We start from the raw sequence: 12,808 nt of genomic DNA, 5'->3' as shown, positions 1-12,808 counted from the left end.
GAAAGTATAATCCAAATATAATTATTTAAGTCTGGGGTATTAATGTGAAATCTTCATTCTATAAATATTTAATCTTGATCTTGATTTTTTTAAGTTTATATTCATCTGAAACTAGTACAGGAAAACCGAATGAGATAATTCAAAGTGTAGCCGTAATAATTGACGCTGCTGAGTTCTATGATGAGCAATCTTATGATGATATCCTAAAAGGTCTTGAAATGATAAATAATACATACGGTATTAATTATGATATTTATCAATTGGAGAATTATAGAACAACACGGCTATATCCATATAATGCAACCTATACATTCAATAACTCTTTAACTAATCATACAACACTTGCCAAATCATTAGTCAATAATTATGATATGGTTGCTTTTATTGGTTATGAATTACGTCGTGGAGAATTTGATCCAAATAATTATCCTAATACAAAGTTCCTATATTATGATCTTGCAGGCGATCTTCCGGAGACAATATCAAGTTTTGACAAAATACCCAACAATGTTATTATTGTCAGTTTTGGAGAAAACGAAATTGGATTTATAGCTGGGACTCTTGCAGTCGCTACTATTTCTCCGTTTCCTCAAAAGGTTTTAATGATCGGAACATACCATTATCAAACCCCAGAAGGAACATGGCGTGATCCTAGAACTCAAAGTTTAATTGCTGGATTTCAAAGTGCAATTCTACGGGATCAACCTGATGTTCTTATTACAATAGATTATATTGATTCATTTTGGGAACATCTTGGAAATTATACTTTGGCAAAAAATCTTGCAGCTTCTTATTCAACAGCAGATTATGGAATGATTTTTACAGCTCTTCAAAATAATCAAACAAAAGGCGTTATAAGTGGACTTCCAGGACATATGATTATTGGTACTGACTCAAGTAGGATAAGAAACGTTTATAAAAATAATTCCATGACATTATTTTCAGTTTTTCAAACAATCAATAAATCATCCGATTTTCCCGCAGGTTATTATACATATAGATTTGCGGATGACGTCTACGAGATCACTGATTGGTTATCTGATGAAAATATTATTAATGAAACTCTTACAGATCTCTATATTGATATTGTCGAAAAAGGTATCCTTATCCCAACAGCATTGATTTATGCAAAAAATACTTCTGGATTTGAAGTACTTCCCTTGTTTTCCGCTATATTCTGTATTATAACTTTAAATATATTTACTAGAAAGAGACGGAAGTGACTACTTGAATCAACCTCTTGATAAGGTTTGTGTTATAGGTGGTTCCGGTTTTTATGACCTATTATCCTCACCAAAAGAAGTTATGGTAACAACTCCTTTTGATAAAATTCCAGTACATGTTCTAGAGCAGGATATCAATGGAAGGAGAATTTTTTTTCTTCCAAGGCATGGAGGTAAACATTCCATCCCTCCACATAAAATAAATTACAAAGCTAATATTTTTGCCCTCTATAAATTAGGTGTTAAAAGAGTTTTATCAACTAATGCAGTTGGTAGTCTCAATGAAGCAATGATACCTGGTGATTATGTAATTTTAAATGATTTTATTGATTTTGCCTTTCCAATAACATTTTTTGAGGATGGATTTGAAATAACCTTTAATTCTGGTAAAAAACTTTCAGGGGTAATTCATTTAGATATGAGTGAACCTTATTGCCCTGAAGTTAGAAATTCAATACTAAAAACAATTGAAACAAAAAATAGTCATCCAAATGGTTCTTATGCTAGAACTATGGGGCCTCGATTTGAAACTAAAGCAGAAATTTTAGCTATAAAGCGATGGGGTGCTGATGTAGTTGGAATGACAAATCCATCTGAAGCAATTTTATCTCGTGAATTGGGGATCTGCTATGCCACCATAGCTGTCGTTACTAATTATGCTGCAGGTCTACAAAAAGAATTGAGTCATCAAGAGGTACTAGACATTTTTAATTCTCGATTGAAAGAATTAAAAATCTTATTTTTTGATATAATAAAGAATTTACCAGTTGAACATGGCTGTAACTGTGCTAGGCATATTAAAAATTAGATAATGGGAAATTCTTTCAAGATTTATTTTTTAATCCATAAATATATTCATGTTTTGAAAGAAAAAGTCACTTAAAACAGTCAATAATATTGATTAAATGAATCCTCAAAGGACGGAATTAAGAGAATGGTAACAGCTAGACACTTATTTACCTCTGAATCTGTAACTGAAGGTCATCCAGATAAGATGGCCGATCAAATTTCAGATGCGATTTTAGATGCTATTCTTGAGAAGGATCCTAATTCTCATGTAGCGTGTGAAACCTATCTTACCACAGGAATGGTTCTAGTCGGGGGAGAAATTACTACAAATACCTATGTAGATATTCAAGATATTGTTCGAAAAACTATAAAAGAAATCGGCTATACGAATTCAAAGATGGGTTTTGATTATCAATCCGTGGCTGTATTGAATACCATTCATGAACAAAGTACAGATATCGCACAAGGTGTTGAACGGGAGCGAATAGAGGATCAAGGAGCAGGAGATCAAGGTATTATGTTTGGATATGCGACCACTGAGACCCCATCTCTGATGCCTCTTCCAATTGTTCTTGCTCACGGATTAACAATGAAATTAGCTCAAGTAAGAAAATCAAATGAGATTACTTGGTTACGTCCTGATGGGAAATCACAAGTAACTGTCGATTATGATAATGGGATTCCAACTCGTGTAGCTACTGTTGTACTCGCAGCACAGCATACAGAAGATGTAACACACAAAGAAATTAAGGAGGAGTTAATTGAGAAAGTCATCTTAAAAACAATTCCAGAGGAGCTTATCGTTGAAGAAACGGAATACTTTATTAATGAAACTGGACGTTTTGTTATTGGAGGACCTCATGGAGATACCGGGTTAACTGGAAGAAAAATTATTGTTGATACATATGGAGGAGTGGGATCTCATGGAGGGGGTTGTTTTTCTGGTAAAGATCCTTCTAAAGTGGATCGATCTGGATCTTATGCTGCACGGTGGGTAGCGAAAAATGTTGTTGCAGCAGGATTGGCTGATGAATGTGAGTTGCAAATTGCTTATGCTATCGGAGTTTCAAAACCACTTTGTATAAATTTAGATACGATGAACACGAATAAAATACCAGAGATAGATATTGTACATTTAATAAAAAAACACTTTGATTTCAGGCCTGGTAATATCATTACTCGATTAAATTTAAAACGACCTATTTATAGAAAAACAGCTGCTTATGGTCATTTTGGTAGAGATGATCCTGACTTTACATGGGAAAAGACTGATATGGCTGCTATTCTTCGTGAAGAGGCAGGAATTTAAGTATTTAGATGTTTAACTGTTTTTCCCACCATTTTTTATAATTTGTTAAACAACTTCGACAACAAAAGAAATGTCGAACATCTGCAAGTTTTTCAGTTTCATAACTCTCTGACAAGGTTTTTCCACAATATTCACATCTAATATTTAGTAAAATACTGTGTTTGGGTACAATATGAGGGTGAGATTGGATCTCTTTGGTTAAAACCTTAATTTGGGACTTTTCTACTATTTCTTGGTCTCTTAAATCTTCAAAAACCATTCGTTGAATATTTAATGGAAGGTGTTGTGTTATAATCAAGATATTATATTCATCCAATACTTCATATACATCTTTGATTTCTTCAATATTTTTGATATACTCCAAGAAGATAGACATATTCTTTTTATTCACTCTTACCATAATAACTGCTGAACTTTCTTGAGTAAGCGAGTGAGGATTTAAATAGATACCAATATGATCTATAACTCCTATCTTCAATAATTTATCAATTCTAGATTTTACAGTTGGAACTGTTATTCCCAATTCAGCTGATAAACTCGAATAAGTTGCTCTTCCATCTTCATTTAATCGTGTAAGAAGTGTTATATCGATTTCATCTAGTTCAATACTCAATTTATCACCTTTTCGTTTATTACGATGTTTTGTGTAAAAATTTAAAAATTTAAAGGTTCGATTTTAGGACAATTTTGCTTATTATTAAAATTATAGTCTTTTATTGCTATTATTAACAACTTAATAAATCCTCGGGATTAAATTTTGGAATTTAAGACTAAATTCTTTTCATTAATTCAAATAAAATTCTAATAATTGTTTTTTTTTAAAAAAAGTTAAAATAAAGATTATTTATGCTGAAAAAATAGTTTTATAGTTTTTCTTATTCTCTTTACTTTTAAAGTACGGAATCCCAGCTAATATTTTTCTTTAATTTTTAAGTACAAATCTACTAAGGTAATGAATAATAAGAAGTTTATAGTGAAAACAGTTGAATTCAATGTTAAAGTGTAGAATATGCGATTATACGCAACCAGTTCCTAATCATTGTAAACAACCAATGCATTTGGAACATGTTGAAGGAAAAGAAATGTTAGTCTGCTGGATGGGGCCGGAATGTGGAGTTAAAGAGATACCTATACATCATAATCTTAGTATGGAACTAATACTTAATCCTACAGAAAGTTCGACCACTATTAATCCTGTAGAAAAAAGTAATAATGAAGATCAGGCATTAAATATCATTGAGGATAAAAACCAATCTGAACCAAAACTTTTGGGAGACTCTACTAAGATGACACTAGGAATAAAAGGAATGACTTGTGCATCTTGTTCTGTTTCAGTAGAAAATTCACTTAGAAAAGTCAATGGAGTTCAGAATGTTACAGTTAATCTAATAACAGAAAAAGCATCAGTGGAATATGATACCTCTCAAACATCAATTCAACAATTAATAGAAAGTGTACGGGAATCAGGCTACGATGCATTTCAGATCGAAGACAAATCAGAATTGATAAATGCAACCTTTAAAATCTCAGGTATGACATGTGCTAGCTGTGTTAATACAATTGAAAGCGCGCTTCAGAAAAAACAAGGAATTGCTAATGTTTCAGTAAATCTTGCTACTGAAAAAGCTCAAATTGAATATAATCCTACTTTGATTAATAGTAAGGAGATAATTAACGTAATCAAGGGTGTTGGATATGATGGTTATCGTATTAGCTCTCTTCAAAATCGGGATGATCGTGAAAAGCGAGAACGTGCTTCAGAACAACGTACATTAAAGTTTAGGTTAATTACAGCTATTTTACTTAGTATCCCAATAATTTTGTATAGCATGGGACAAGCAATAGGATTAGAAATACCTTTACCTATTTCTGAAGAGACAATTTTTGGTTACAATGCAAAAGAAATTATTATAATGGTTTTAACTATTCCAGTTATGCTATATTCAGGATGGCAATTTCATAAAGGTGCGGTTAAGGCACTAAGGCATGGAAAATTTAATATGGATGTTTTAATCTTCATGGGAACTAATGCTGCATTTTGGTATTCTGTTTTAACTTTATGTATTATTCGTGAAGGAGTTGTTTTTTTTGAAACTGCAGCTCTTCTAATCACTTTTCTGTTACTAGGAAAGTATTTAGAAGCACGTGCAAAAGGACAGACATCCCAAGCAATCCGTAAACTTGTTGAATTACAGGCAAAGGAGGCAATTGTTCTTATAAATGGAAAAGAAATGAATATTCCTGTTGAAGAGGTTCAAGTGGGTATGGAGGTAATGGTACGACCAGGAATAAAGATACCTGTTGATGGTTATGTAATTGAAGGGAAGTCTTATGTTGATGAATCGATGATCACTGGAGAATCTATGCCAGTTAAAAAGAAGGTTAATGATAATGTCATCGGGGCAACAATCAACAAAAATGGATTATTAAAGATTAAAGCAACTAAGGTAGGATCTGATACAGCCTTAGCTCAAATCATTAAATTAGTAGAAGAAGCACAAGGGTCTAAGGCCCCAATACAACGATTTGCTGATTTAGTTTCTGCCAAATTCGTTCCTACTGTAATTATAATAGCATTACTTACATTTATTATCTGGTATGGAGGATTTACATTTAAAATTTTTCCTCCGTCTTTGATAAACTCACCAAATCTTAGTTCCTTTACTTTCTCATTTAAATTGATGATTGCTGTCTTAGTGATTGCTTGTCCTTGTGCTCTAGGATTGGCCACTCCAACAGCTATAATGGTGGGTACTGGAAAAGGAGCAGAAAGAGGTATTCTCATTAAAAGTGCTGAGGCATTAGAAGCAGCGCATAAAATTAATACAATAGTGTTTGATAAAACAGGAACGCTAACTCAAGGGAAGCCACTTGTTACAGATATCAAAAGTATCTCAAATGAAGACCCTGACACTCTCTTACAAGTAGTTGCCTCTGCAGAGAAAGGATCTGAACATCCCTTAGCATATGCAATAATCGAATCAGCAAAGAACAAAGGAATAGCTTTAAATGATCCTAAAGATTTTGAAGCAATTCCAGGAAAGGGAATTCGCGCAAGAATTAATGGAGATATTATTCTTGTTGGGAATAGACAGCTCTTTATAAAAGAAGATATTTCTATTCAAGCATTTGAAAATCAAATTGTTGAGTTGGAAAACCAAGGTAAAACAGCAGTCATTGCAGCAAGGAATAAAAAATTAATCGGAATACTTGCTATATCTGATCCGTTGAAAAAATTCAGTCGTGAAACGATAAAACAATTAAATGATCTAAAAATTCAAACTATACTTGTAACAGGTGATAATAAAAGAACTGCCGAAGCAGTAGCAGCTCAAGTAGGTATTACTGAAGTGATTGCTGAAGTCCTTCCTCAAGATAAAGCTCAAGTCATTGAAAATCTTCAAGCAAAAGGTAATTTTGTAGCTATGGTTGGTGATGGGATTAATGATGCTCCTGCTCTTGCTCAAGCAAATGTAGGATTTGCAATTGGAAGTGGAACTGACATTGCTATCGAGACTGGAGATATTGTATTGATTAGAGAAGATCTTAAAGATGTAGTTGCAGCGATTCAGTTGAGCAGAAAAACACTCAGTAAGATTAAACAAAATTTATTTTGGGCATTCTTTTATAATGTAATTGGAATACCTATAGCTGCTGGCATCCTTTTTATTCCTTTCGGCATCACATTAGTACCTGAGATTGCAGCGCTAGCAATGGCTTTTAGTTCAGTTTCTGTAGTTACTAATAGTCTTCTTCTTAGATTATATACCCCCGAAATTCAGAAAATATCTCCTACAAAATAAAATTCGTAAAGAGGAGAGTTCCTCCTCTTTTTTTATAAAACGGAATCTTTACGTTAACTAATAGATCTAAACTCTAATCGCATTTTTTTCCATTTATTGAAAATTTATAAATCAATATTAAATAAACGATAGAAATTTAAGCTACAAAAATGCTAGAAGATCTTGATACACACTGACTTTGAGATTAAGCTTTCAACCAACTTTCTTAACAGATCTGGGTGAAGAAGGATTAATCTGGAGTAATTTCAGTTAGTCTCCTTTTAGAAATAGGATGATTCACAGATGTATGTAGCTGACCCTATTTTGAAATTAGCTGATGTTGATTACTCACGTAGTGATACATTTGGAGAGAGAGCATGTGCTCTGTCACGATTATTATCCAAAGGATATAATGTACCATTCGGAGTCGTTGTTTCAACTAAAGTCTTTAAAAAATTTCTAAATGTGACCCCAGGGGCAAAGAGAATCGATTATTTAATAAATCACTTAAATAAGAGTAACCTAGAAAAGACTGCAGAAGAAATCCAAGAAATTATCAAGTATTCTCCTTTACCGATGTCTATTGCAAATCAAATAGCGGAAGAAATCTACAAGTTATGGGATCGTATAAATTCAGAAACTGTTGTAGTAAGAACGTCAGCACATGTAGAAGATACCGCTCGCCACATTTGCTGGGGAAGAGGGACATATTTTCATCTAAAGGAAACAAGAGAAATTATTAATTTGGTAAAGTTTTGTTGGGCATCAGCTTTCTCCGTTGATGTTCTAAGTGATTTACTAAATCTTGGATTACCTCCAGATACAGTCCGTATAGCTGTGATTATTGCAGAAATGATAACTCCAAAAGTAAGTGGATCATTCTCCTTTGATTCTGAAAAGGATGGGGGTGTCTTTATTAATGCAAACTGGGGTTCTCGGGTATTTGAAAGTTCTGAGGGGATAAGTTGCGATCTGGTTAATGTCAGAAACTCAGAGATAGGAGAACCAACTGAAATTTTTGTTTCATTCAAAGATAAAGTAGCAGAAATCCCCCCTGATCATCGATATGCAATTACTGTTGAAAATCTTCCTGAAAGAAAAAATCAACCCGTTTTAACTCAAGAAAATATTACAACTTTAGTTCAGCTTGCTAAAAAGATAAGAAAAGATTTTGAGATAAATTATGATATAGAGTTTGTTTTTGATGAAAAAGGAACCCTCTGGGTTTTAGATGCGATCCCTAAGGCACATAAAAAGCACTTTATTAAAATTGGAAATTCAAATCATTAAAATTCATAAAAATTCGTTAGTTTAAAAGGATTAATTCTAATGCTTCTTTAACTGGTGATTCAATATGGTAATATACGTCACGACCAGCTTTGGAATATGAAACAATCCTCTCCTTAACCAGTTTTTGACATTGATAAGTTAAAGAAGATTCTTTAATCCCTGTCCTTTCTAAAAGTTCAGATCTTTTAATTTCTCCATTATCACGAGCAAGTATGAGGATTTCTTCTAGTATAGATTTTGAAGTCTTAGTAGCGAGTTTAAAATTTTCCAATTCAGAGAGGAGAGATGAAGAACCTTGCTTTTGAATTTTTTTTAAAGGTTCTAATAAAGGCCAGAAATTATAATTCGAAAGTGCCTCATTTACTCCTGAGATTTCGGAATTAGATTCCAATACAATTTTTAATGCTGGTTTAAACCCTAAATAGGCAGCTAAATCATGAATGTAAGTTGGATTGATCTCTTGAGTTTTTGTTTTTTCTTCAGGTTGAGAGAGTAGATTTCGTGTAATCCAGAGTGCTAGACCAGGAAGGCCCAAAGATATAATTGATATTGTTTTTAAAACATCCTGAGATAATAATTCTGGTTTTCCTGCATTTTGAAGACGTTTTTGAATTATTTGACCAGTTTCTTGAATTAATGGCCTTTTATAAAGATATTCATAAGGTTCTTTCTCGAAAAGTTTTATGATTGGGGAATTCTGTGCAATTCGTAGCCAATGATGTTCTAATGAGCTTAATAATGCCACAACTATAATGTGTTCATTAGAAGAACGGTCTTTAAGATCTGTGAGAGAGTAAGGAGTAAAGTGATTCCAAATAGGGTAAATATGATCTAAAAAGACAATTTGAGTTGATGTGAAGTTTTCTTCTTCCCAATGACTCCAAAAATTATCAGTATAACTGAGATATTTCACATAATTAGAATGTTGATTTTTATTGAGTTCTCTCATTATTTCTTTAACTGTTGCGGTTTTACCACTCCTATGTGGGCCAATAACATTAATTTGTGGGGTTTCATTAATATTTTTTGAAGCTTCAGTTATTTGCCCTAGGAGTTGACTCAATCGAAGAGCTTCTGTAGTCGTTACAAATAGAGAAGGGTAATTATCAAGAAATTCGTCTGCAAAAAAGTTAGATAATGATCGACTTGTTTCAAATTGTAATTTCCAGTCCTTTGATTCCTTTTGGCCTTTTTGAAATGAATCAAAGAGAGTAGGCATAATTCTAACCTTTATTATTCTCAAGAAGAAAACTCAACTAGATACTAGATATCAAAAATTTGAAGTTTTTAAATTATTTGAAATTTGAAATATCCGACATAATTCTAGTTCTACATAATATGAGAAGATATCTCAAGATGTCGGATTGTAATTTGAAAATATTTCTTTCAATAATGAATAAGACAAAAATATTTCGTTGATTAATAAAAAAATTAAAATTATTGATCTAAATGATTATAATAAGGCTTTACAGCCATAACAATCGTAAAATGTAGTTCTAATATTATAAAAAGGATAAAAAAACTAATAAATGAGATATTTGAACTATAGAATCCAATCTATACTCACCAAAATGTTAAAGCTGATTCTTAAAAAATTTAATGAAGAAAAGTAATTATTTATATTAATTGTTAAATAAAAGGACGATATAATAAATAATGCCCCTAGATAAAGGGAAAATTCTTTTTAACTGGATCCAGCCTCTAAAAGAGTTTTTTCGTTCGTTAGGAAATTGGAGGATAATATTTGTTGTTTTAATTCTTCTACACTTCTTACTTGGAGCATTTATTCCTCCGTTATTGACCAGCGATTTTAAAAGAAATTTATTCTATGGCAAAGCATTTTGGAAATATGGATTTGAAGTATATGACATGAGACCAATAAATATTACTGGAACAGAATATAATATTACTGATCCATTAACAGGACTTCTTTCTTACCCAAACACTACATTTGATTATCCTACTATTCAATTAATGTTCTGGGCTGTTATGTCTCTTCTACCATATCCTGAAATCCTTGTGAAGTGGGTTTTATCGATTTTTGATATAATTAACATTAATTTCATGATTTTAATAATGCTTCAGTGCCAAAAGAAGAATTTAAACATTCCTAAATTTGAAAAATATTTTATATTTTCCTATTTGTTAACATCCATTCCCTTCTCTGCTATTGAAGGACAGGGAACCTCTATTACTATCTTTTTTTTATTACTTCCAATGATTATTCATAAAAAAAATGTTGGTCTATCCTATTTCAGTATTGGAATCGGATTTCATTGGAAGTATGTATCAGTCTTAATACTTCCTTATCTTTTATGCAAAGATAGGAATGAATATAAGACAATGATTGTTGGAGTCTTCGTTTTAGTTATATCAATTTTCCTGTTGTCAATTCCTCCTTTAATAGTATCATTATTTGTATTAAGATACTTTGGATTTTTCGGAAAACTAGGTGAATATTCTGGACAGACCATTTCAAACCCTCTATTAATTACACATCTATCTATTTCTTCTATATTGTCAACAATTGTTTTGATTTTCGCAATATTTTACTGGTTAGGTGGGAAAATATCTAGAGAAGGGATTATCTTTAAATTCTGTCAAATAAATGGAATATTTGATCATAGCTATTGGATTCCCTTCGTATTACTCCTAAGCTTCTTAAAAGTATATCCAACTGCTTTTCCTTGGTATTGGATGTGGTTTTTTCCGTGTTTAACCATATTGCCTAGAATGGAAAGAAAAAAATTCTTTATTTTATTATTAATAACCTTTGCTATAGGCCTTATTGATTTTATCGATATAACTGTGGGTCTTGGGAATTTTTTTAGATTAATAATCTAGGTTATGATGTTTTTAATCTTGTTTTCCTGATAAGTTGATAATTTACTTTTTTTGAAAAATAAGAGCATAATGATGATGAATATTAGGGACAAAACCATAGGGATATCCATAAGGACGTAATATTTTTTGATTCTGCAACCAGATTCGTTCACCAAGAAACTTATATCTCTTACGTAGTTGAACTGTAAGCTCATATGCAATTGGGATTGTTTCTCCTTTGTCTCTGATATTTTGTATGAATATAACTAGATGTCCCCTTTCTTCAAGAAGATCAATAATGTTGATGAATAAATCGCCTAATTCAGCTAGAAATTTTTCTTTAGTTTCAATCATTCCAAAATCCTTCGGGTCTTCCCCATATTTTAAATCTAATCCTTTTTTTGATCTTTCTTGTTGATTATAGTCTTTAAATTTCTTTAATATCCTCCAATATGGAGGAGATGTAATACAAAGTGAAAATTTACCAAATTGAGGTAATTCTGTTTTTATGACCTTTCTAATATCACCAATTAAAACAGGTAAGTTTGTTCTCTTCATTGCAGTTTGTGCATATTTTTCATACAGTTCAATCCCTACTCCTTCTCTACCACATTCGTTACAAGCAACAAGAGTTGATCCAGTTCCTACAAAGGGGTCAAGAACCTTTTCTCCTGGTTTTGTGAAGAATTCAATAAACTCTTTAATCATTGTTGGAGGAAAAGAAGCGGGATGTGAATCAATTTCATGGGTAATTTCAGTAGATTTTCCATCAGCAATAAACCATGATTTAGTAAAACGAATCCATTCACGGCCTGTTAATTCATTTAACTTATTGCGTTTATCAACCGTTTCTTTATCACTCATTTTATCCCATTTAAAGAAATAACCATTTCGTTTTTAAAAATATTTAAGGATAAGGAGTATATTTAAATTAGGAGAATTCCAATGCCAATCTCAACAGTTATCTTTGATGTCGATGGAACATTAGTGGAAAATACACAGATCATCATTAAACTCTTTCAAGATGTCGTATCCGAATATTTGGGACAAAACATGAGTGATTCTGAAGTTTTATCCCTGTGGGGTCCTCCTGGAGATGAAATATTCAGAAAAATTTTTCCAGATTCATTATTTGTCGAAGCTTGGAATAAATTTCTAAACAAATATCGCGCTTCTTCCCCCTCAAAAGGATTTTTTTCTCGTGATGAACTTCAAAGGCTAAAAGATCACCTAAAATTTTTAGTTATATTCACTGGTAAAAGTAGAATAACTTATGAAATTACTATAGAAAAACTTGGATTTGCTGATTTATTTCACTTGGTTATGACTGGAAATGATGTTGAAAGGTCAAAACCATATCCAGATGCCTTATTTCAAATTATATCAATTTTAAATCTTAATAAAGAGGAAGTGATGTTTTTAGGAGATAGTTATCTAGATATAATTGCAGGAAAAGCTGCTGGTATTAAAACCGCTGCAGCTTTATGGGGTTCAGTGGAATCTGAGAAATTATTAAGTTCAAATCCAGATTATTTGTTTTCTAATCCAAATGATTTCTTAGAATTCATCTTAAATAAATAAAGGTATAGTTA

The 12,808-nt window shown here is 32.0% G+C and carries 10 protein-coding genes; 7 read left to right on the top strand and 3 right to left on the bottom strand.

Annotated features, from left to right (window positions below; translation table 11 throughout):
- Positions 1–44: 44 nt before the first annotated feature.
- From ACWVCY_RS07585 to metK, 3 genes are all read left to right on the top strand, one after another.
- Positions 45–1,223: a BMP family ABC transporter substrate-binding protein gene (locus ACWVCY_RS07585; protein ID WP_455141698.1), complete on the top strand. Its 1,179-nt coding sequence runs from the start codon at positions 45–47 to the stop codon at positions 1,221–1,223.
- 4 nt (positions 1,224–1,227) lie between these two features.
- Positions 1,228–2,031: an MTAP family purine nucleoside phosphorylase gene (locus ACWVCY_RS07580; protein ID WP_455141696.1), complete on the top strand. Its 804-nt coding sequence runs from the start codon at positions 1,228–1,230 to the stop codon at positions 2,029–2,031.
- A 126-nt stretch (positions 2,032–2,157) separates the two neighbouring features.
- Complete coding sequence (gene metK / locus ACWVCY_RS07575) at positions 2,158–3,321, top strand: methionine adenosyltransferase (protein ID WP_455141694.1); 1,164 nt, start codon at positions 2,158–2,160, stop codon at positions 3,319–3,321.
- Positions 3,322–3,325: 4 nt separating this feature from the next.
- Here metK and ACWVCY_RS07570 read toward each other — a convergent pair whose 3' ends face one another.
- Positions 3,326–3,934: an AsnC family transcriptional regulator gene (locus ACWVCY_RS07570; RefSeq protein WP_455141692.1), complete on the bottom strand. Its 609-nt coding sequence runs from the start codon at positions 3,932–3,934 to the stop codon at positions 3,326–3,328.
- A 379-nt stretch (positions 3,935–4,313) separates the two neighbouring features.
- On the opposite strand from ACWVCY_RS07570, the gene ACWVCY_RS07565 reads away from it, so the two are divergent.
- The gene (locus ACWVCY_RS07565) at positions 4,314–7,124 is read left to right on the top strand and encodes a heavy metal translocating P-type ATPase (RefSeq protein ID WP_455141691.1); all 2,811 of its coding nucleotides are present in this window, start codon (positions 4,314–4,316) and stop codon (positions 7,122–7,124) included.
- Between the two features lie 282 nt (positions 7,125–7,406).
- Positions 7,407–8,393 carry a PEP/pyruvate-binding domain-containing protein gene (locus tag ACWVCY_RS07560; RefSeq protein ID WP_455141689.1) on the top strand — a complete coding sequence of 329 codons (987 nt, stop codon included), beginning with the start codon at positions 7,407–7,409 and terminating at the stop codon, positions 8,391–8,393.
- A 16-nt stretch (positions 8,394–8,409) separates the two neighbouring features.
- On the opposite strand, the gene ACWVCY_RS07555 is transcribed toward ACWVCY_RS07560, so the two are convergent.
- The gene (locus ACWVCY_RS07555) at positions 8,410–9,612 is read right to left on the bottom strand and encodes a hypothetical protein (protein WP_455141687.1); all 1,203 of its coding nucleotides are present in this window, start codon (positions 9,610–9,612) and stop codon (positions 8,410–8,412) included.
- 437 nt (positions 9,613–10,049) lie between these two features.
- Between ACWVCY_RS07555 and ACWVCY_RS07550 the strand changes: the two genes are divergently transcribed.
- Positions 10,050–11,237, top strand: a complete 1,188-nt coding sequence (locus tag ACWVCY_RS07550) for a hypothetical protein (protein WP_455141686.1) — start codon at positions 10,050–10,052, stop codon at positions 11,235–11,237.
- Between the two features lie 42 nt (positions 11,238–11,279).
- On the opposite strand, the gene ACWVCY_RS07545 is transcribed toward ACWVCY_RS07550, so the two are convergent.
- Complete coding sequence (locus ACWVCY_RS07545; protein WP_455141684.1) at positions 11,280–12,080, bottom strand: DNA methyltransferase; 801 nt, start codon at positions 12,078–12,080, stop codon at positions 11,280–11,282.
- A gap of 81 nt (positions 12,081–12,161) precedes the next feature.
- On the opposite strand from ACWVCY_RS07545, the gene ACWVCY_RS07540 reads away from it, so the two are divergent.
- Positions 12,162–12,797, top strand: a complete 636-nt coding sequence (locus ACWVCY_RS07540) for an HAD family hydrolase (protein ID WP_455141682.1) — start codon at positions 12,162–12,164, stop codon at positions 12,795–12,797.
- Positions 12,798–12,808: the final 11 nt, after the last annotated feature.

This window comes from Candidatus Hodarchaeum mangrovi (genome assembly GCF_975850365.1).
This window is presented reverse-complemented; position numbering and strand designations above follow the sequence as displayed.